Consider the following 20,468-nt stretch of genomic DNA (forward strand, 5'->3'; position numbering starts at 1 on the left):
CAGCATGGAACCCTTACTGCAACTTAAAGGGATCGATAAATCGTTCCCAGGGGTGAAAGCCCTGTCTGGCGCGGCGTTGAACGTCTACCCGGGCCGCGCCATGGCGCTGGTGGGTGAGAACGGCGCCGGCAAATCCACGATGATGAAAGTTCTGACCGGGATCTATACCAAAGATGCCGGTTCGCTGCTGTGGCTGGGAAAGGAAACCGCCTTTAGCGGGCCAAAAGCCTCTCAGGAAGCTGGCATCGGGATTATCCACCAGGAACTCAACCTGATCCCGCAGCTCAGCATCGCGGAGAACATCTTCCTTGGCCGTGAGTTTGTCGGGCATTTTGGCAACATTGACTGGAAGAAGATGTACCGCGAAGCCGACAAGCTGCTGGCGAAGCTGAATTTACGCTACACCAGCGAACGTCTGGTGGGCGAGCTGTCGATTGGCGATCAGCAAATGGTTGAGATTGCCAAGGTGCTGAGCTTTGAGTCCAAAGTCATCATTATGGATGAACCGACCGATGCGCTGACCGACACGGAAACCGAGTCGCTGTTCCGCGTTATCCGTGAGCTGAAGGCTCAGGGCTGCGGCATCGTTTATATCTCCCACCGAATGAAAGAAATTTTTGAGGTGTGCGACGACGTTACCGTTCTGCGTGACGGGCAGTTTATTGCCGAGCGCGAAGTCTCCACGCTTACCGAAGATACGCTGATCGAAATGATGGTTGGCCGCAAGCTGGAAGACCAGTACCCACATCTGGACAAGCAGCCGGGCGACATTCGCCTGCGGGTTGATAACGTATCTGGCCCAGGTGTGAAGGAGGTTTCTTTCACGCTGCGCAAAGGCGAAATTCTTGGCGTTGCCGGGCTGATGGGCGCCGGGCGTACCGAACTGATGAAAGTGCTGTACGGCGCTCTGCCCAGAACCGGCGGCTATGTGGCACTCGATGGCCGCGAAGTGGTAACGCGTTCTCCGCAGGATGGCCTGGCTAACGGCATCGTTTATATCTCTGAAGACCGCAAGCGTGATGGCCTGGTATTAGGGATGTCGGTGAAGGAGAACATGTCGCTGACCGCGCTGCGCTATTTCAGCCGCGGGGCCGGCAGCCTGAAGCACAAAGATGAGCAGCAGGCGGTACAGGACTTTATTCGCCTGTTCAACGTCAAAACGCCGTCCATGGAACAGCCAATCGGCCTGCTTTCCGGCGGTAACCAACAGAAAGTCGCCATCGCGCGCGGCCTGATGACCCGCCCGAAAGTGTTGATCCTCGACGAGCCAACTCGTGGCGTGGACGTCGGGGCGAAAAAAGAAATTTATCAGTTAATTAACCAGTTTAAAGCCGAAGGGTTGAGCATCATCCTTGTGTCGTCCGAGATGCCGGAAGTGCTGGGCATGAGCGACCGCATTATGGTTATCCACGAAGGGCGACTGAGCGGTGAATTCTCCCGTGAAGATGCCACCCAGGAGGCGCTGATGGCCGCGGCCGTCGGTAAGCTTAATCGAGTGAATCAGGAGTTAGATAAATGAGTACCCAGACCGTGTCCACCCGTCGCTGGTTCACCAAAGCGTGGCTGATGGAGCAAAAATCGCTGATCGCTCTGCTGGTGCTGATTGCGATTGTCTCGGCCCTGAGCCCGAACTTCTTTACCGTGAATAACCTGTTCAACATCCTGCAGCAAACCTCGGTGAACGCCATTATGGCGGTGGGGATGACGCTGGTCATTCTGACCTCCGGGATCGACCTGTCCGTCGGTTCTCTTCTGGCATTGACCGGGGCGGTGGCGGCCTCAATTGTGGGCTTTGAGGTGAATGCGCTGGTGGCCGTTGCCGCTGCGCTGGCTCTTGGGGCTGCCATTGGTGCCGTAACCGGTGTGATTGTCGCGAAAGGGCGGGTTCAGGCCTTTATTGCCACGCTGGTGATGATGCTGCTGCTGCGCGGGGTGACGCTGGTTTACACCAACGGCAGCCCGATGAACACCGGCTTCTCGGACAATGCGGACCTGTTTGGCTGGTTCGGTATTGGCCGCCCGCTGGGGATCCCAACGCCGGTCTGGATCATGGCGATTGTCTTCCTGGCCGCGTGGTACATGCTGCACCATACTCGCCTGGGACGTTACATCTATGCGCTCGGCGGTAACGAAGCGGCGACTCGTCTGTCAGGCATTAGCGTCAACAAAGTGAAAATCATCGTCTACTCTCTGTGTGGTCTGCTGGCGTCACTGGCCGGGATCATCGAAGTAGCGCGTCTTTCCTCTGCGCAGCCAACGGCGGGCGCGGGATATGAACTGGATGCTATCGCGGCGGTTGTGCTGGGCGGCACCAGCCTGGCAGGCGGCAAAGGCCGGATTGTCGGCACGCTGATCGGGGCATTGATCCTCGGCTTCCTGAACAACGGTCTGAATTTATTAGGTGTTTCTTCTTATTACCAGATGATCGTCAAAGCGGTGGTAATTTTGCTGGCGGTGCTGGTGGACAATAAAAAGCAGTAAAACCATAACCCTACAGGACATCTGACTATGAACATGAAAAAACTGGCTACCCTGGTTTCCGCTGTCGCCCTGAGCGCCACCGTAAGCGCAAACGCCATGGCAAAAGACACCATCGCGCTGGTGGTTTCTACCCTGAATAACCCGTTCTTCGTGTCGCTGAAAGATGGCGCGCAGAAAGAAGCCGACAAACTGGGCTACAACCTGGTGGTGCTGGATTCACAAAACAATCCGGCAAAAGAGCTGGCCAACGTGCAGGACTTAACGGTTCGCGGCACCAAATTAATGCTGATTAACCCAACGGATTCCGACGCGGTGGGCAATGCCGTTAAGATGGCAAACCAGGCTAAAATCCCGGTGATCACCCTCGACCGTATGGCCAACCAGGGTACCGTGGTGAGCCACATCGCTTCTGATAACGTTGCTGGCGGCAAAATGGCCGGTGATTTCATCGCTAAGAAACTGGGCGACGGCGCGAAAGTTATTGAACTGCAGGGTATTGCCGGTGCTTCCGCGGCCCGTGAACGTGGTGAAGGTTTCAAACAGGCAGTTGCGGCACATAAATTTGACGTACTGGCCAGCCAGCCTGCTGACTTCGATCGTACTAAAGGCCTGAACGTTATGCAGAACCTGCTGACTGCACACCCTAATGTTCAGGCTGTGTTTGCTCAGAACGACGAAATGGCACTGGGTGCCCTGCGTGCGCTGCAAACCGCGGGTAAATCTGATGTGCTGGTCGTTGGTTTCGACGGTACAGCTGACGGCGTGAAAGCGGTTGAAGGCGGCAAATTGGGCGCAACGGTTGCCCAGATGGCTGACCAGATCGGCGTTATCGGTGTGGAAACCGCTGATAAAGTGCTGAAAGGCGAGAAAGTAGATGCGAAAATCCCGGTTGATTTGAAACTGATCACCAAATAAGAATCAAAGAAAAGCAGGGCAACGCGCCGCTCAGGCATGAGCGGCGCACTCAAACTGGATATTAAGATATGAAAAGCACAGGCAAACTCGTCGTTCTTGGCAGCATCAATGCTGACCATATCCTCAACCTCGAACATTTCCCTACTCCTGGCGAAACCGTTACCGGGCAGGGGTATCAGGTGGCGTTCGGCGGTAAAGGTGCGAACCAGGCCGTTGCGGCAGGGCGCAGTGGAGCAGACATTGCGTTTATTGCCTGTGTGGGCGATGACGATACCGGCGGCCGCGTGTGTAAGCAGCTTGCCAGCGACAATATTGATACTTCGCCAATCAGCACGATTAAAGATGAAGCGACCGGCGTGGCACTGATTTTTGTCAACGGCGCAGGTGAAAACGTGATCGGCATTCACGCCGGCGCGAATGCCGCTTTGACTCCCAAGCTGGTGGAAGCGCAACAGCAGAAAATCGCCGAATCTTCTGCTTTATTAATGCAGCTGGAATCCCCGCTTGAGAGCGTGCTGGCAGCGGCTAAAATTGCCCATCAGCACCAGACCAAAGTGATTCTTAACCCCGCCCCGGCCTGTGAACTCTCTGATGAGCTTCTGTCTCTGTTAGATATGATCACCCCGAACGAAACTGAGGCAGAAAAGCTGACCGGCGTGCGCGTTGAGAGCGATGCAGATGCCGCCAAAGCTGCAGAAGTGCTGCACGGTAAAGGTATCGACACGGTGATTATCACGCTAGGTAGCCGTGGCGTATGGCTAAGCGAAAAAGGTCACGGCAAACGAGTGCCGGGCTTTAAGGTAAAAGCTGTCGATACTATCGCCGCTGGCGACACTTTTAACGGCGCGCTGGTGACTGCGCTGCTGGAAGAAAAACTGATGGAAGACGCCGTACGATTTGCTCACGCTGCCGCTGCAATTGCCGTGACGCGAAAAGGTGCTCAGCCGTCCGTGCCGTGGCGCAAGGAAATAGATGAGTTCCTGCAGCAGCAGAGGTAAGCCATGGCTACCATGAAAGACGTCGCCCGCCTGGCGGGCGTTTCTACTTCTACCGTTTCTCACGTCATTAATAACGATCGCTTTGTTAGCGATGCCATTCGCCAGAAGGTTGAGGCAGCGGTAAAAACGCTGAACTATGCTCCTTCTGCGTTGGCCCGCAGCCTTAAGCTCAATCAAACGCATACCATTGGCATGCTGATCACTGCGAGTAGCAACCCCTTCTATTCTGAACTGGTTCGCGGCGTGGAGCGCAGCTGCTTTGAGCGTGGCTACAGCCTGGTGCTGTGTAACACTGAAGGCGATGAGCACCGCATGAACCGAAATCTGGAAACGCTGCTGCAAAAGCGCGTCGATGGATTGCTGCTGCTATGCACCGAAACGCATCAGCCTTCGCCTGAAATCATCAACCGCTACCCGACTATCCCGACCGTAATGATGGACTGGGCCCCGTTTGAGGGGCAGAGCGATGTGATTCAGGATAACTCGCTGCTCGGCGGGGAGATGGCGACACAGCACCTGATCGATAATGGCTATACCCGTATTGCCTGTATTGCCGGGCCGCAGGACAAAACGCCTGCCAGACTGCGGCTTGAAGGCTACCGGAAAGCCATGGCTCAGGCCGGGCTGACTATTTACCCTGGCTATGAAATTATCGGCGACTTCGAATTTCAGGGCGGGTTTAGCGCCATGAGCGAGCTGCTTACCCTGGCGGACAGGCCGGACGCGGTATTCATGGGGAATGACGCTATGGCCGTTGGGGCCTACCATGCTTTATATCAGGCAGGTCTTAGCATTCCGCAGGATATGGCGGTGATTGGCTACGATGATATTGAACTTGCGCGCTACATGACGCCGCCGCTGACGACGATTCACCAGCCTAAAGATGAGCTCGGCGAGCTGGCCGTGGATGTGCTGATCCACCGGATGGGGCAACCCGATCTGGCGCAGCAACGCTTACTGCTGACGCCAGAGCTGGTGGAACGAAGCTCTGTTTAAGGCTTGTGGCGTTCTTTGATTAAGTTGCGCCCGTCTTTGGGGCGCAGCAGCAGAAATACCACCGAAGAAACCAGCGTTATCGCGCCCATCGTTAGCAGTGTGTAATGGAACTGTTCGATGGTATTGACGCTGTCTATTCCTTCCCATGCACGTAGCACCGCGGCACTAACGGCAACCCCAAGGCTAATAGAAAGCTGCTGAGTCACGGCCAGCACGCTGTTGCCGCTGCTGGCGTTTTCATCCGTCAGGTCCGCAAGGGTGATGGTATTCATGGCCGTAAACTGCGTCGACATTGCCATCCCTAATATAAAGAGGGGCAGGATCAGCAGCCAGACTTCCATGCCCGGTGACTGCAGCGAGAACTGGGCAATGAGCAGGCCGATGACGACGGTTATCCCTACCAGCGTTTTACGGTAACCCATCCACCGCAGTACTTGAGTCACCGTCGATTTAGCCAGCAGCGAACCCACAGCGGTCGGCGCCATCATGCAGCCCGCCAGCAGCGCCGAATAACCAAAACCGACTTGCAGCATTAGCGGCATTAAAAAAGGCACGCAGCCGGTACCGAGGCGTGAGGCTATATTGCCGACGATGCCCACGGAAAAGGTGCGCGTCTTAAAGAGAGGCAGGGGAATGAGTGGTGTTGGAACGCGGCGAGCATGCCAGACATACGCCAGCAGCAATAAAACACCGCCCAGAATCACTAACATGCCTATATAACTGGCGACAATTCGCTCGCCAAACAGCTCAACGCCGCTTGAGATCAGCACCAGCCCCGCGCCAAACAACAGGAAGCCGCTCATATCAAACCCGCGTTTCGGCGTGGTGAAGTTGGGCATGTACTTGCGGGCATACAGCAGGCCCAGAATACCAATCGGAATATTGATTAAAAAGATCCAATGCCAGCTTGCCCAGGTGACCAGAACGCCGCCGAGCAGTGGGCCGATAATGGGGCCGACGAGGCCGGGCATAGTGACAAAGTTGAGCACAGGCAACAGCTCGCTGCGTGGGTAAGCCCGAAGTAATGCCAGACGCGCAACCGGCATCATCATTGCGCCGCCAATACCCTGAATCACGCGAAAGATGACCAGCTCGGTTAAAGATCCCGACATGGCGCAGGCAAAGGAGCCGAGAGTGAACAAACTAACGGCCAGCATAAATACGCGGCGTGTGCCGAAGCGGTCTGCTAACCAACCGCTTACCGGGATAAGCATGGCGACGGTCAAGGTGTAGCTAATAATGGCAGCCTGCATGGCCAGCGGGGAGCGATTCAGGCTATGGGCTATTGCCGGTAGCGCGGTGTTAAGAATGGTGGCATCCAGCGCCTGCATAAAGAACGCCATTGCGGCTATCCACGGCAGGCCGGCCATGCTGCGTGCTGTTTTCGTCATTATTATCCTGAAGGTTATGTGCGCTTTAGACTACCGATGAGTGACGGGTTCCTTTAATAGCGCCAGGCAGGCGTTAAAAGCGGCCTGCCCCTCTCCCTTAGCAATGGCATCCACAATCGCCTGATGCAACTCGAGCTTAATGACTTCGTTATCGGTAATCGCGGTGAAGTAATTGTAATAAATCGATCTGAATAAGTTCGCGAAAGATGTCATGAAAGGGTTACCACTCATTTCATAGATGAGTTCGTGGTAGGCCATATCCACTTCAATCCACCTCTGGCGGTCAAAGGCCGTCTGCAGTTCTGTCATTTGCGCCATCAGTTGAGCCAGCCTGGTACGCTGTTGCTCATTACTATTAATAGCGGCTAATGCGCAGGCCTGTGGCTCCAGGCTATTACGCATAATCAAAAACTCTTCTACTACATGGCTGAAGTTATCTTTGGTCATCCACCAGGCTATCAGTTCCTTATCAAGGAAGTTCCAGTGGCTGCGGGGCATGACGCGAGTGCCAATCCTTGGGCGAGGCAACAGCATGCCTTTAGCGGCTAGCGTTTTGACGGCTTCACGAACGGCCGTCCGGCTGACGCCAAAGAGATCACCCAGTTCCATCTCGCCCGGAAGAATGCTGCCTGCCGCATATTCACCCTTGAGAATTCGCTGGGCTAATTTCTCCGCCAGCACATAAGAAAGGTTTTTTTGGGCGGCGAGTTGTTGAGTGGATAAAGACATGACGCAATTCCTTTAGCTGTATTTCTTACCCTAGTATGCCACCGGTGGTGATTCTGCGGTGATTTATGCAGCAAATATCCCTGATTTGCTGGCTTTCTGCGCGGCATTGGTGAAAAAGAATGCGGTCAGAAAGTTTTTTCAAATTAGGGGTTGTCAGGCTCTGAGAACTCCCTATAATGCGCCTCCACTGACACGGCGAAGCGGCTTCGAAAGCGGCTTCACAACCCGGTAGTCAGTCAGACGAAAGCGAAAATAAACGCTTGACTCTGAAAGAGGAAAGCGTATTATACGCCACCTCGAGTTAGCAAGCGAAAGCGACTGACTCACTGCTCTTTAACAATTTATCAGACAATCTGTGTGGGCACTCGCAGGATTGATATCTCAGCATCTTCGGATGCAAAAAAATATCAAGTCTTGAAGAGTGACTACTGATTTTATAAACAGTTTTAATTCTTTGAGCATCAAACACTTTTAAATTGAAGAGTTTGATCATGGCTCAGATTGAACGCTGGCGGCAGGCCTAACACATGCAAGTCGAGCGGTAGCACGGGAGAGCTTGCTCTCTGGGTGACGAGCGGCGGACGGGTGAGTAATGTCTGGGGATCTGCCTGATGGAGGGGGATAACTACTGGAAACGGTAGCTAATACCGCATAACGTCGCAAGACCAAAGAGGGGGACCTTCGGGCCTCTTGCCATCAGATGAACCCAGATGGGATTAGCTAGTAGGTGGGGTAATGGCTCACCTAGGCGACGATCCCTAGCTGGTCTGAGAGGATGACCAGCCACACTGGAACTGAGACACGGTCCAGACTCCTACGGGAGGCAGCAGTGGGGAATATTGCACAATGGGCGCAAGCCTGATGCAGCCATGCCGCGTGTATGAAGAAGGCCTTCGGGTTGTAAAGTACTTTCAGCGAGGAGGAAGGCGTTAAGGTTAATAACCTTAGCGATTGACGTTACTCGCAGAAGAAGCACCGGCTAACTCCGTGCCAGCAGCCGCGGTAATACGGAGGGTGCAAGCGTTAATCGGAATTACTGGGCGTAAAGCGCACGCAGGCGGTTTGTTAAGTCGGATGTGAAATCCCCGGGCTCAACCTGGGAACTGCATTCGAAACTGGCAAGCTTGAGTCTTGTAGAGGGGGGTAGAATTCCAGGTGTAGCGGTGAAATGCGTAGAGATCTGGAGGAATACCGGTGGCGAAGGCGGCCCCCTGGACAAAGACTGACGCTCAGGTGCGAAAGCGTGGGGAGCAAACAGGATTAGATACCCTGGTAGTCCACGCCGTAAACGATGTCGACTTGGAGGTTGTGCCCTTGAGGCGTGGCTTCCGGAGCTAACGCGTTAAGTCGACCGCCTGGGGAGTACGGCCGCAAGGTTAAAACTCAAATGAATTGACGGGGGCCCGCACAAGCGGTGGAGCATGTGGTTTAATTCGATGCAACGCGAAGAACCTTACCTACTCTTGACATCCAGAGAACTTTCCAGAGATGGATTGGTGCCTTCGGGAACTCTGAGACAGGTGCTGCATGGCTGTCGTCAGCTCGTGTTGTGAAATGTTGGGTTAAGTCCCGCAACGAGCGCAACCCTTATCCTTTGTTGCCAGCGGTTCGGCCGGGAACTCAAAGGAGACTGCCAGTGATAAACTGGAGGAAGGTGGGGATGACGTCAAGTCATCATGGCCCTTACGAGTAGGGCTACACACGTGCTACAATGGCGCATACAAAGAGAAGCGACCTCGCGAGAGCAAGCGGACCTCATAAAGTGCGTCGTAGTCCGGATTGGAGTCTGCAACTCGACTCCATGAAGTCGGAATCGCTAGTAATCGTAGATCAGAATGCTACGGTGAATACGTTCCCGGGCCTTGTACACACCGCCCGTCACACCATGGGAGTGGGTTGCAAAAGAAGTAGGTAGCTTAACCTTCGGGAGGGCGCTTACCACTTTGTGATTCATGACTGGGGTGAAGTCGTAACAAGGTAACCGTAGGGGAACCTGCGGTTGGATCACCTCCTTACCTAAAAGATACAACCCGCGTAGTGCTCACACAGATTGTCTGATAGATGTAGAGAAGCAAGGCGTCTTGCGATTGAGACTTCAGTGTCCCCTTCGTCTAGAGGCCCAGGACACCGCCCTTTCACGGCGGTAACAGGGGTTCGAATCCCCTAGGGGACGCCACTTGCTGGTATGTAAGTGAAAGTTGCGTGCCGTTATATCTCAAAGCTGACTTGAAAGAGTCATGTTTGAGATATTTGCTCTTTAACAATCCGGAACAAGCTGAAAATTGAAACGACATGTCGTCTCATTCTTCCGTAATAAAGAATGAGGTTAAGACATGTTCGAGTCTCTCAAATTTTCATAATCTGAAGCGAAACATCTTCGGGTTGTGAGGTTAAGCGACTAAGCGTACACGGTGGATGCCCTGGCAGTCAGAGGCGATGAAGGACGTGCTAATCTGCGATAAGCGTCGGTAAGGTGATATGAACCGTTATAGCCGGCGATTTCCGAATGGGGAAACCCAGTGTGATTCGTCACACTATCATTACGTGAATACATAGCGTAATGAAGCGAACCGGGGGAACTGAAACATCTAAGTACCCCGAGGAAAAGAAATCAACCGAGATTCCCCCAGTAGCGGCGAGCGAACGGGGAGCAGCCCAGAACCTGAATCAGTTTGTGTGTTAGTGGAAGCGTCTGGAAAGTCGCAGGGTACAGGGTGATACTCCCGTACACTAAAATGCACAGGCTGTGAGTTCGAAGAGTAGGGCGGGACACGTGGTATCCTGTCTGAATATGGGGGGACCATCCTCCAAGGCTAAATACTCCTGACTGACCGATAGTGAACCAGTACCGTGAGGGAAAGGCGAAAAGAACCCCGGCGAGGGGAGTGAAAAAGAACCTGAAACCGTGTACGTACAAGCAGTGGGAGCCTCTTTATGGGGTGACTGCGTACCTTTTGTATAATGGGTCAGCGACTTATATTCTGTAGCAAGGTTAACCGTATAGGGGAGCCGCAGGGAAACCGAGTCTTAACTGGGCGTTAAGTTGCAGGGTATAGACCCGAAACCCGGTGATCTAGCCATGGGCAGGTTGAAGGTTGGGTAACACTAACTGGAGGACCGAACCGACTAATGTTGAAAAATTAGCGGATGACTTGTGGCTGGGGGTGAAAGGCCAATCAAACCGGGAGATAGCTGGTTCTCCCCGAAAGCTATTTAGGTAGCGCCTCGTGAACTCATCTTCGGGGGTAGAGCACTGTTTCGGCTAGGGGGCCATCCCGGCTTACCAACCCGATGCAAACTACGAATACCGAAGAATGTTATCACGGGAGACACACGGCGGGTGCTAACGTCCGTCGTGAAGAGGGAAACAACCCAGACCGCCAGCTAAGGTCCCAAAGTCATGGTTAAGTGGGAAACGATGTGGGAAGGCACAGACAGCCAGGATGTTGGCTTAGAAGCAGCCATCATTTAAAGAAAGCGTAATAGCTCACTGGTCGAGTCGGCCTGCGCGGAAGATGTAACGGGGCTAAACCATGCACCGAAGCTGCGGCAGCGACACTATGTGTTGTTGGGTAGGGGAGCGTTCTGTAAGCCGTTGAAGGTGAACTGTGAGGTTTGCTGGAGGTATCAGAAGTGCGAATGCTGACATAAGTAACGATAAAGCGGGTGAAAAGCCCGCTCGCCGGAAGACCAAGGGTTCCTGTCCAACGTTAATCGGGGCAGGGTGAGTCGACCCCTAAGGCGAGGCCGAAAGGCGTAGTCGATGGGAAACAGGTTAATATTCCTGTACTCGGTGTTACTGCGAAGGGGGGACGGAGAAGGCTATGTTAGCCGGGCGACGGTTGTCCCGGTTTAAGCATGTAGGCGGGAAGTTTAGGTAAATCCGGACTTCTGTTAACGCTGAGGTGTGATGACGAGGCACTACGGTGCTGAAGTAACAAATGCCCTGCTTCCAGGAAAAGCCTCTAAGCATCAGGTAACATTGAATCGTACCCCAAACCGACACAGGTGGTCAGGTAGAGAATACCAAGGCGCTTGAGAGAACTCGGGTGAAGGAACTAGGCAAAATGGTGCCGTAACTTCGGGAGAAGGCACGCTGTCGTTAGGTGAAGGGATTTACTCCTGGAGCTGAAGGCAGTCGAAGATACCAGCTGGCTGCAACTGTTTATTAAAAACACAGCACTGTGCAAACACGAAAGTGGACGTATACGGTGTGACGCCTGCCCGGTGCCGGAAGGTTAATTGATGGGGTTATCCGTAAGGAGAAGCTCTTGATCGAAGCCCCGGTAAACGGCGGCCGTAACTATAACGGTCCTAAGGTAGCGAAATTCCTTGTCGGGTAAGTTCCGACCTGCACGAATGGCGTAATGATGGCCAGGCTGTCTCCACCCGAGACTCAGTGAAATTGAAATCGCTGTGAAGATGCAGTGTACCCGCGGCAAGACGGAAAGACCCCGTGAACCTTTACTATAGCTTGACACTGAACATTGAGCCTTGATGTGTAGGATAGGTGGGAGGCTTTGAAGCGTGGACGCCAGTCTGCGTGGAGCCAACCTTGAAATACCACCCTTTAATGTTTGATGTTCTAACGTAGACCCGTGATCCGGGTTGCGGACAGTGTCTGGTGGGTAGTTTGACTGGGGCGGTCTCCTCCTAAAGCGTAACGGAGGAGCACGAAGGTTAGCTAATCACGGTCGGACATCGTGAGGTTAGTGCAAAGGCATAAGCTAGCTTGACTGCGAGAGTGACGGCTCGAGCAGGTGCGAAAGCAGGTCTTAGTGATCCGGTGGTTCTGAATGGAAGGGCCATCGCTCAACGGATAAAAGGTACTCCGGGGATAACAGGCTGATACCGCCCAAGAGTTCATATCGACGGCGGTGTTTGGCACCTCGATGTCGGCTCATCACATCCTGGGGCTGAAGTAGGTCCCAAGGGTATGGCTGTTCGCCATTTAAAGTGGTACGCGAGCTGGGTTTAGAACGTCGTGAGACAGTTCGGTCCCTATCTGCCGTGGGCGCTGGAGAATTGAGGGGGGCTGCTCCTAGTACGAGAGGACCGGAGTGGACGCATCACTGGTGTTCGGGTTGTCATGCCAATGGCATTGCCCGGTAGCTAAATGCGGAAGAGATAAGCGCTGAAAGCATCTAAGCGCGAAACTTGCCCCGAGATGAGTTCTCCCTGACCCTTTAAGGGTCCTGAAGGAACGTTGAAGACTACGACGTTGATAGGCTGTGTGTGTAAGCGTAGCGATACGTTGAGCTAACCAGTACTAATGATCCGTGAGGCTTAACCTTACAACACCGAAGGTGTTTTTAGAGACAGAAAGTAAATTTTCAGCTTAGTTCAGGATTAGATTGATGGTTGTGTGCGAGCATGACGGTCAATAACAGAATTTGCCTGGCGGCCGTAGCGCGGTGGTCCCACCTGACCCCATGCCGAACTCAGAAGTGAAACGCCGTAGCGCCGATGGTAGTGTGGGGTCTCCCCATGCGAGAGTAGGGAACTGCCAGGCATCAAATTAAGCATTAACCCCGACCGAAAGGCCGGGGTTTTTTGCTTTTTACAGATTAAAACATGGCATAAAACACATATTTCTCCGTATTACTGCAGTTCTACCCATTCATAGATAAAATCAGCAATCCCATCTGCATTATTAAGATCCAATACAGGAACAGAAGCCGTGAGCGGCACATTGCTGGCTATAGCAATGACATGTCTATCGATCTCTAATGCTTCAGCTTTATGGCCAGTTTCCTGCCTGAATAAAAGAATCTTAGCCACAGCTTCGTGTTTGAAACCTTCGACCAGAATTAGATCCAGTTTGCGATTATCCATTCTTGAGGCGAGATAATATAAATCCAGATTAGGTTCTTCCGGAGTTTCAGTCATTAGTGCCCAGCGCTTTTGGCTGGCGACAATGGTCTGCGCGGCGCCAGCTTTACGGAGTTCATAGCTATCCTTCCCTGGTTTATCTACATCCATATCATGATGCGTGTGCTTAATGAGTCCTGGCCTGATGCCTTTATCCAATAGAAGTGGGATCAGCTGCTTCAATAATGTGGTTTTTCCTGTTCCGCTCCAGGCCGAAATAGCCAGTAAAGGCGGCGTTGTCATTATTTCTGCCATTGTGAAAGCTCATCGAGAGTATTTATATTGGTAAAACAAGCAGCCTGGCCATCAAAAGAGACTGAATGTCCTCCTGCGCTAAGTAAGAAATGCATCACTCGCCTTTCGCCAGCGAGCAGATATTCTCTCAATGACAAGCAAAGCGAATGATGAAGCAAGGCTACGCCGGGGTGATCCCGTAGCCCATCATTTGCCCATATTGCCAACGCATTCCCACGCGCTTGCCAAAGCGTACGCGCAAGATCGGCGGGAATATTGGGGGTATCGCAGGGGCAGAATAGCAGCCACTCACTTTCAGTTTGTTCCATCACGGCTAACATGCCGGCCAATGGTCCCTGGAAATCACTCATTGAATCCTGAATAACCGAAATCCCGCTTTGCTGATAGATCTCAGGGTTCCTGTTGGCGCTGATTACAACATTGCCTACCTGTGGTTTTAATACATTGAGGACGTGCTGGAAAAGTGGCTGGCCGTTAAGCAGGACTAATCCCTTATCATTGCCGCCCATTCTGCTTCCCCTGCCACCGGCTAGCACAACACCGGTGACTTCTGTTAATCGCTGCACGAATATCGCCTCTTTTAATGTGGGTTTGAGCCTGCTAACGTGTCGTCTTTCACCTGTGATAAGGAACACCAACATGAAATGTAAGCGCCTTAACGAACTTCTTGAACTGCTTCAGCCTGCATGGCAGAAAGAGCCAGATCTTAACCTGATACAATTCTTGCAGAAATTGGCCGCTGAGTCAGGCTATCGCGGTGAACTGGCCGATCTCACTGACGATGTACTGATCTACCACCTGAAAATGCGCGATTCTGCAAAAGATGATGCGATCCCTGGCCTAAAAAAAGATTATGAAGAAGACTTCAAAACGGCACTGTTGCGCGCTCGCGGCGTCATTAAGGAATAAAAGAGTAAAAGCTTGTAAGTCGAAACACTTAAGCGGTTTTGAAATGTTATCCTGAAGCATTCGTATTTACTTCCGGTTGCCGGGATGACAGACAGCGCATTTAATTTCCAGACTCTACATCCGGATACAATCCTCGATGCTCTTTTTGAACAGGGTATTCGGGTGGATTCGGGACTGACGCCGTTAAACAGTTTTGAAAACCGCGTTTATCAATTTCAGGATGAAGAACGCCAGCGTTTTGTGGTTAAGTTTTATCGCCCACATCGCTGGTCCGCGGCGCAAATTGAAGAAGAACATCACTTTGCGCTGGAATTGCTGGCCGATGAAGTGCCCATGGCAGCTCCTCTTCGTTTTGCTGGAAACACTCTTCTGCAGCATCAGGGCTTTATGTTTGCCGTGTTCCCAAGCCTGGGAGGACGGCAATATGAAACTGATAACATCGATCAGATGGAATGGGTGGGCCGCTATCTCGGCCGCATCCATCAAACGGGTCGCCAGCAGCTCTTTCAGCATCGCCCAACCTTTGGTCTGGATGAATATCTCTTCCAGCCGCGCGAGCTATTTGAAAATAGCGAGCTTATTCCCCGCGCCCTTAAGAAAGATTTTCTGGCTGCAACGGATGCGTTGATAGAGGAAGTTAAACGCACCTGGCACACTGATTTTGAACCATTGCGCCTGCACGGTGATTGCCATCCTGGCAATATCCTCTGGCGCGACGGGCCGCTGTTTGTTGACCTTGATGATGCTCGTAATGGCCCAGTTGTGCAGGATATCTGGATGCTGCTTAATGGTGATAAAGCCGAACAGCGAATGCAGTTAGAAACCATTATTGAAGCTTACGAAGAGTTTTCGACATTTGATACCAGCGAGCTAACCCTTATTGAACCGTTACGCGCTATGCGCATCGTCTATTATCTCGCGTGGCTGATGCGACGCTGGGATGACCCCGCATTCCCCCGAAATTTCCCGTGGTTTAGTGAAGAAGATTTCTGGAGAAAACAGACTGTAAGCTTTACAGAGCAGGTCCGGGTTCTACGAGAACCTCCATTACAATTAACGCCAATGTATTAATCAGTAAAATTCAGGAGAGAGTTGATTATGAAGAAGATTTGGCTGGCGCTGGCGGGCATGATCCTGGCATTTAGCGCTTCTGCAGCACAGTTTACCGACGGTAAACAGTACGTTACCCTGGATAAACCGGTTGCCGGTGAGCCGCAGGTATTAGAATTTTTCTCGTTCTACTGCCCACACTGCTACCAGTTTGAACAGGTTCTTCATGTGTCTGATAACGTGAAGAAAAAGTTGCCTGAAGGCACTAAAATGACTAAGTACCACGTTGAGTTCCTTGGCCCATTAGGCAAAGATCTGACCCAGGCCTGGGCTGTTGCTATGGCGCTGGGCGTAGAAGATAAAATCTCCTCCCCAATGTTCGAAGCCGTTCAGAAAACACAAACCGTGCAGAATGATGCCGATATCCGCAAAGTGTTCATCGACGCGGGCGTGAAGCCTGAAGAGTACGATGCGGCCTGGAACAGCTTTGTGGTGAAATCTCTGGTTGCTCAGCAAGAAAAAGCGGCAGCAGACCTCCAGCTGCAGGGCGTACCAGCCATGTACGTTAACGGCAAATATCAGCTGAATATGCAGGGCATGGACACCAGCAGCATGGATATCTTCGTGCAGCAGTATGCTGACACGGTGAAATACCTGGTTGAGAAGAAATAAGATTAAAAAAGCCGGTCATTGACCGGCTTTTTTATCCCCAGAGAGTAGCGCTTCCAGCTGCGTATCTTTCTCGCTCCACAGCATATTTAGCCAGAGCTGAAAACGGCGCTTAAAGCTCTTATCGTTAACATAATCTCCATGAAGCTCTTCGGTAATCGGCACCAAAGAAACCCGCACAACGATTTTTGTCATTTTGCCTGAAAGCATATCGTAGAACGGCAGAAGACTATTCTCCGGGTAACACAGCGTCACGTTCAGCATCTTATCAAACTGTTTGCCCAGCACATTCATCGCCATCGCTATACCTGCCGCTTTCGGCGGTAACAGGTAGTTAAACGGTGAACGGGTCTGCTTCTTTTTCTCCGCGGTAAAGCGCGAGCCCTCAACGAAATTCACAATAGTGGTAGGGTGAGCACGAAACTTCATACATGAACGACGCGTCGTTTCGACATCTTTACCCCTGCGTTCAGGGTGACGCAGCAAATAAGCTCTTGAATAGCGTTTCATAAACGGCATATCCAGCGCCCAGCAGGCCAGCCCCATAAAAGGAACCCAGGCAAGCTGCTGCTTAAGGAAATACTTGTTCATGGGGATATGTTTGCGGAATAACACGCAAAGGATCACGATATCTGCCCAGCTCTGATGGTTGCTGATTAACAAATACCAGTTCTTTTTATTCAGACCTTCTAACCCCTCGACATCCCATTTCAAATAAGGATTGAGGCGCAGCAACAATGCGAGCCCTTCGCACCAGCAGTACATCATGAAATCAGCAAATACCGAGATCGAGCGCCAGATAGCTGGAACGGGCAGCATCAGCTTAACGATCCCGGCCAAAATGATAGGAACAGAGCAGGCGACCGTGACCAGAATAGTCAGTGCAATGCTTAACACCAATGTGATCGCGGCGAGTAATCTCGACATAGGTAATGTTTTTGCTGGTTAGGGTGTATGGAATGCTGATATTAGCGGCAATAAGGGGCGGATCTTATCAGAAAACCTATAATGGCGACTCGCCAAATGAACAGGATTTTCACCGATCGCATTTATGGGGAGAACAATGGCCCATTTTTCTTACTCGTCTGAGTATATATCCACATCAAACGATCGCTGGTTAATTCAGTAAGGCTAAACTAACTTTCATTTAACCTACTGAAATTAAAATATATTTAATAACTCGTCGATAAGAATAATGCCGTGAAATTAGTTAGTTAAAAAAATATACACAAAGTTATCCACAAAAACGATCTCACGCAGGATCTCCCGATCCAGGAATTCTTTTCAGCATATTGCGCCCAATAGTTCATGTTTTTGGCCAGGCTATGGCATCCTTTAGCAATACATTAATCACAGGCATGGAACGGAACATTATGGTCCAGATCGCAGACAACCCGCTTATCCTCGTTGATGGCTCTTCCTATCTTTATCGGGCATATCATGCCTTCCCACCGTTGACGAACAGCCGTGGCGAGCCAACAGGGGCGATGTACGGTGTGCTGAACATGCTGCGTAGCCTGATTTTGCAATACCAGCCGACGCACGCTGCCGTAGTGTTTGATGCCAAAGGCAAAACGTTCCGTGATGAGCTGTTTGAGGACTATAAATCGCACCGACCCCCAATGCCGGACGATCTCAGAGCGCAGATTGAGCCGCTGCATGCGATGGTTAAAGCGATGGGCCTGCCTTTACTGGCTGTCTCTGGCGTTGAAGCTGATGACGTTATTGGTACGCTGGCGCTGGAGGCTGAAAAAGCCGGTCGTCCGGTATTAATCAGTACCGGTGATAAAGACATGGCGCAGCTGGTGACGCCGGGCGTGACGCTGATTAACACCATGACTAATACCATTCTTGGGCCGGAAGAGGTGCAGACAAAATACGGCGTGCCTCCGGAGCTGATTATCGACTTCCTGGCGCTGATGGGTGACTCTTCGGACAACATCCCTGGCGTGCCGGGCGTGGGTGAAAAAACGGCACAGGCGCTGCTTCAGGGGCTGGGTGGTCTGGATACGCTTTACGCCAACCCTGAAAAAATAGCCGAACTTACCTTCCGCGGTGCGAAAACCATGGCTGCTAAGCTGGAGCAAAGCAAAGAGCTGGCCTACCTCTCCTATAAGCTCGCGACCATTAAGACCGACGTTGAGCTGGAACTGGGCTGCGAGCAGCTTGAAGTCCAGCCGCCGGCGGCAGACGAACTGCTGACACTCTTCAAGCAGTATGAATTCAAGCGCTGGATAACTGACGTAGAGGCCGGGAAATGGATGCAGGCCAAAGGGGCTAAACCGGCCGTGCAGCCGCAGAAAGCCGCTGAGATTGAAGCCGAACCGGAAGCGCCAGCCAGCCAGCTCTCTTATGACAATTACGTCACTATCCTGGATGAGAGCGTACTGATTGAATGGATTGAGCGGCTGAAAAAAGCGCCGCTCTTTGCCTTTGATACCGAGACCGACAGCCTGGACAACGTCAGTGCCAATCTGGTGGGGCTTTCCTTTGCCACTGAACCCGGAGTGGCCTGTTATATTCCCGTTGCGCATGACTATCTCGACGCGCCGGAGCAGATTTCTCGCGAGCGCGCGCTGGAGCTACTTAAGCCGCTACTGGAAGACGAGAAAGCGCTGAAAGTCGGGCAGAACCTGAAATACGACCGTGGCATCATGCAGAATTATGGCATTGAGCTGCGGGGTATCGCTTTTGACACCATGCTGGAATCCTACACGCTGGACAGCGTTGCAGGTCGTCATGATATGGACAGCCTGGCCGATCGCTGGCTGAAGCACCAAACCATCTCGTTCGAAGAGATTGCCGGCAAGGGCAAAAAGCAGCTGACCTTTAACCAGATCGATCTGGAAACTGCCGGGCGCTATGCGGCAGAAGACGCCGACGTTACCCTGCAGCTGCATCTAAAGATGTGGCCTAAGCTCGAGAAGGTTGAGGGCCCGCTTAACATCTTTAAAAACGTCGAAATGCCGCTGGTGCCGGTGATTTCGCGCATTGAACGCAACGGCGTGAAAATCGACCCGGCTATTTTGCACGCGCATTCTGGTGAGCTGACTAAACGCCTGGCCGAGCTTGAACTCAAAGCTCATGAAATCGCTGGAGAAGAATTCAATCTCTCTTCTACAAAGCAGCTGCAAACCATTCTCTTTGAAAAGCAAGGTATTAAGCCGCTGAAGAAAACGCCGGGCGGTGCGCCTTCGACGTCTGAAGAGGTGCTTGAAGAGCTGGCGCTGGACTATCCGCTGCCGAAAGTGATCCTGGAATACCGTGGCCTGGCTAAGCTGAAATCCACCTACACCGACAAGTTACCGCTGATGATTAGCCCGATAACCGGACGTGTACATACGTCTTATCACCAGGCTGTTACGGCCACCGGGCGTTTATCTTCTACCGATCCTAACCTGCAGAACATTCCTGTTCGCAACGAAGAAGGGCGTCGTATTCGCCAGGCCTTTATTGCGCCTGAAGATTACGTGATTCTTTCTGCGGACTACTCGCAAATTGAACTGCGCATTATGGCTCACCTCTCCCGTGATAAAGGCCTGTTAAGCGCCTTTGCCGAAGGGAAAGATATCCACCGCGCCACCGCTGCGGAAGTGTTTGGTCTGCCGCTTGAAAGCGTCACCGGCGAGCAGCGCCGAAGCGCGAAAGCGATTAACTTTGGTCTGATCTACGGCATGAGCGCCTTTGGCCTTTCCCGCCAGCTCAATATTCCGCGTAAAGAGTCCCAAAAGTATATGGATCTCTACTTCGAGCGCTATCCGGGCGTGCTGGAGTATATGGAGCGTACGCGTGCTCAGGCGAAAGATCAGGGTTATGTTGAAACGCTGGATGGCCGCCGTCTTTACTTGCCGGACATCAATTCCAGCAACGGTGCTCGCCGCGCCGGCGCGGAACGTGCGGCAATTAACGCCCCGATGCAGGGTACCGCTGCCGATATTATCAAGCGCGCGATGATCGCCGTCGACAGCTGGCTGGAGACAGACAAGCCACGTGTGAAGATGATAATGCAGGTGCACGATGAACTGGTGTTCGAAGTACACAAAGACGACGTGGAAGCGGTGTCTAAAAAGGTGCATGAGCTGATGGAAAGCAGCATGAAGCTCGACGTGCCGCTGCTGGTGGAAGTGGGCAGCGGTAAAAACTGGGATGAGGCGCATTAATCGACAATTGCTCAGGTCATGTTTTTGTAACTAAGCAACATAAG

At 52.3% G+C, this 20,468-nt stretch carries 14 protein-coding genes, 1 tRNA gene and 3 rRNA genes; 13 read left to right on the top strand and 5 right to left on the bottom strand.

All coding sequences use genetic code 11. From position 1 onward, the window contains the following. The first annotated feature begins 4 nt into the window (after positions 1-4). From rbsA to rbsR, 5 genes are all read left to right on the top strand, one after another. On the top strand, positions 5-1,519 hold the full coding sequence (gene rbsA / locus LH86_RS05185) for a ribose ABC transporter ATP-binding protein RbsA (RefSeq protein ID WP_039299033.1): 1,515 nt from the start codon (positions 5-7) through the stop codon (positions 1,517-1,519). After that, the gene (gene rbsC, locus LH86_RS05190; protein WP_008457775.1) at positions 1,516-2,481 is read left to right on the top strand and encodes a ribose ABC transporter permease; all 966 of its coding nucleotides are present in this window, start codon (positions 1,516-1,518) and stop codon (positions 2,479-2,481) included. Before rbsA ends, rbsC begins: the two co-directional genes overlap by 4 nt. Positions 2,482-2,508: 27 nt before the next feature. Continuing rightward, positions 2,509-3,396 carry a ribose ABC transporter substrate-binding protein RbsB gene (gene rbsB, locus LH86_RS05195; protein ID WP_039299035.1) on the top strand — a complete coding sequence of 296 codons (888 nt, stop codon included), beginning with the start codon at positions 2,509-2,511 and terminating at the stop codon, positions 3,394-3,396. A gap of 68 nt (positions 3,397-3,464) precedes the next feature. Further along, positions 3,465-4,394: a ribokinase gene (gene rbsK, locus LH86_RS05200; protein WP_039299037.1), complete on the top strand. Its 930-nt coding sequence runs from the start codon at positions 3,465-3,467 to the stop codon at positions 4,392-4,394. A gap of 3 nt (positions 4,395-4,397) precedes the next feature. Continuing rightward, complete coding sequence (rbsR, locus tag LH86_RS05205) at positions 4,398-5,390, top strand: ribose operon transcriptional repressor RbsR (RefSeq protein ID WP_039299040.1); 993 nt, start codon at positions 4,398-4,400, stop codon at positions 5,388-5,390. Here the strand turns inward: rbsR and mdtD are convergent. Continuing rightward, positions 5,387-6,781, bottom strand: coding sequence for a multidrug transporter subunit MdtD (mdtD, locus tag LH86_RS05210; protein WP_039299042.1), 1,395 nt, complete (start codon positions 6,779-6,781; stop codon positions 5,387-5,389). The two genes, rbsR and mdtD, sit on opposite strands and share 4 nt — an antisense overlap. 30 nt (positions 6,782-6,811) lie before the next feature. After that, positions 6,812-7,510 carry a FadR/GntR family transcriptional regulator gene (locus tag LH86_RS05215; RefSeq protein ID WP_039299045.1) on the bottom strand — a complete coding sequence of 233 codons (699 nt, stop codon included), beginning with the start codon at positions 7,508-7,510 and terminating at the stop codon, positions 6,812-6,814. Between the two features lie 473 nt (positions 7,511-7,983). Between LH86_RS05215 and LH86_RS05220 the strand changes: the two genes are divergently transcribed. From LH86_RS05220 to rrf, 4 genes are all read left to right on the top strand, one after another. Then, positions 7,984-9,525 (top strand): 16S ribosomal RNA (locus LH86_RS05220). 85 nt (positions 9,526-9,610) lie between these two features. Then, positions 9,611-9,686 (top strand) — tRNA-Glu (locus LH86_RS05225). Positions 9,687-9,898: 212 nt separating this feature from the next. Then, positions 9,899-12,804, top strand: a 23S ribosomal RNA gene (locus tag LH86_RS05230). A 102-nt stretch (positions 12,805-12,906) separates the two neighbouring features. Next, positions 12,907-13,022: ribosomal RNA gene (rrf, locus tag LH86_RS05235) — 5S ribosomal RNA — on the top strand. The 16S, 23S and 5S rRNA genes sit together here with 1 tRNA gene alongside, the layout of an rRNA operon. 89 nt (positions 13,023-13,111) lie before the next feature. Here the strand turns inward: rrf and mobB are convergent. Together mobB and mobA are read right to left on the bottom strand one after the other, a co-directional pair. Beyond that, the gene (gene mobB, locus LH86_RS05240; RefSeq protein ID WP_039299046.1) at positions 13,112-13,636 is read right to left on the bottom strand and encodes a molybdopterin-guanine dinucleotide biosynthesis protein MobB; all 525 of its coding nucleotides are present in this window, start codon (positions 13,634-13,636) and stop codon (positions 13,112-13,114) included. Further along, positions 13,624-14,277, bottom strand: coding sequence for a molybdenum cofactor guanylyltransferase MobA (gene mobA / locus LH86_RS05245; RefSeq protein WP_071842812.1), 654 nt, complete (start codon positions 14,275-14,277; stop codon positions 13,624-13,626). The genes mobB and mobA overlap by 13 nt, the downstream gene beginning before the upstream one ends. On the opposite strand from mobA, the gene LH86_RS05250 reads away from it, so the two are divergent. The 3 genes from LH86_RS05250 (at position 14,276) to dsbA (ending at position 16,267) form a co-directional block, all read left to right on the top strand. After that, positions 14,276-14,545 (top strand): YihD family protein, encoded by a 270-nt coding sequence (locus tag LH86_RS05250; protein WP_039289114.1) that lies wholly within the window; start codon positions 14,276-14,278, stop codon positions 14,543-14,545. The genes mobA and LH86_RS05250 overlap by 2 nt on opposite strands. Before the next feature lie 84 nt (positions 14,546-14,629). Further along, positions 14,630-15,616: a serine/threonine protein kinase gene (locus tag LH86_RS05255; protein WP_039299048.1), complete on the top strand. Its 987-nt coding sequence runs from the start codon at positions 14,630-14,632 to the stop codon at positions 15,614-15,616. A gap of 27 nt (positions 15,617-15,643) precedes the next feature. Further along, entirely contained in the window at positions 15,644-16,267 is a 624-nt protein-coding gene (gene dsbA, locus LH86_RS05260; protein ID WP_039299051.1) for a thiol:disulfide interchange protein DsbA, read from the top strand. Between the two features lie 15 nt (positions 16,268-16,282). Here the strand turns inward: dsbA and LH86_RS05265 are convergent, their stop codons facing one another. After that, positions 16,283-17,191, bottom strand: coding sequence for an acyltransferase (locus LH86_RS05265; protein WP_039299054.1), 909 nt, complete (start codon positions 17,189-17,191; stop codon positions 16,283-16,285). Between the two features lie 446 nt (positions 17,192-17,637). Between LH86_RS05265 and polA the strand changes: the two genes are divergently transcribed. Next, on the top strand, positions 17,638-20,424 hold the full coding sequence (gene polA, locus LH86_RS05270) for a DNA polymerase I (protein WP_039305941.1): 2,787 nt from the start codon (positions 17,638-17,640) through the stop codon (positions 20,422-20,424). Positions 20,425-20,468 lie beyond the last annotated feature (44 nt).

It is taken from the genome of Cedecea neteri (genome assembly GCF_000758325.1).
Classification (GTDB): Bacteria; Pseudomonadota; Gammaproteobacteria; order Enterobacterales; family Enterobacteriaceae; genus Cedecea; species Cedecea neteri_B.

Coding starts and splice junctions, on each gene's coding strand:
- rbsA (WP_039299033.1), top strand. CDS start 5: ATGGAACCCTTACTGCAACTTAAAGGGATCGATAAATCGTTCCCAGGG.
- rbsC (WP_008457775.1), top strand. CDS start 1,516: ATGAGTACCCAGACCGTGTCCACCCGTCGCTGGTTCACCAAAGCGTGG.
- rbsB (WP_039299035.1), top strand. CDS start 2,509: ATGAACATGAAAAAACTGGCTACCCTGGTTTCCGCTGTCGCCCTGAGC.
- rbsK (WP_039299037.1), top strand. CDS start 3,465: ATGAAAAGCACAGGCAAACTCGTCGTTCTTGGCAGCATCAATGCTGAC.
- rbsR (WP_039299040.1), top strand. CDS start 4,398: ATGGCTACCATGAAAGACGTCGCCCGCCTGGCGGGCGTTTCTACTTCT.
- mdtD (WP_039299042.1), bottom strand. CDS start 6,781: ATGACGAAAACAGCACGCAGCATGGCCGGCCTGCCGTGGATAGCCGCA.
- LH86_RS05215 (WP_039299045.1), bottom strand. CDS start 7,510: ATGTCTTTATCCACTCAACAACTCGCCGCCCAAAAAAACCTTTCTTAT.
- mobB (WP_039299046.1), bottom strand. CDS start 13,636: ATGGCAGAAATAATGACAACGCCGCCTTTACTGGCTATTTCGGCCTGG.
- LH86_RS05250 (WP_039289114.1), top strand. CDS start 14,276: ATGAAATGTAAGCGCCTTAACGAACTTCTTGAACTGCTTCAGCCTGCA.
- mobA (WP_071842812.1), bottom strand. CDS start 14,277: ATGTTGGTGTTCCTTATCACAGGTGAAAGACGACACGTTAGCAGGCTC.
- LH86_RS05255 (WP_039299048.1), top strand. CDS start 14,630: ATGACAGACAGCGCATTTAATTTCCAGACTCTACATCCGGATACAATC.
- dsbA (WP_039299051.1), top strand. CDS start 15,644: ATGAAGAAGATTTGGCTGGCGCTGGCGGGCATGATCCTGGCATTTAGC.
- LH86_RS05265 (WP_039299054.1), bottom strand. CDS start 17,191: ATGTCGAGATTACTCGCCGCGATCACATTGGTGTTAAGCATTGCACTG.
- polA (WP_039305941.1), top strand. CDS start 17,638: ATGGTCCAGATCGCAGACAACCCGCTTATCCTCGTTGATGGCTCTTCC.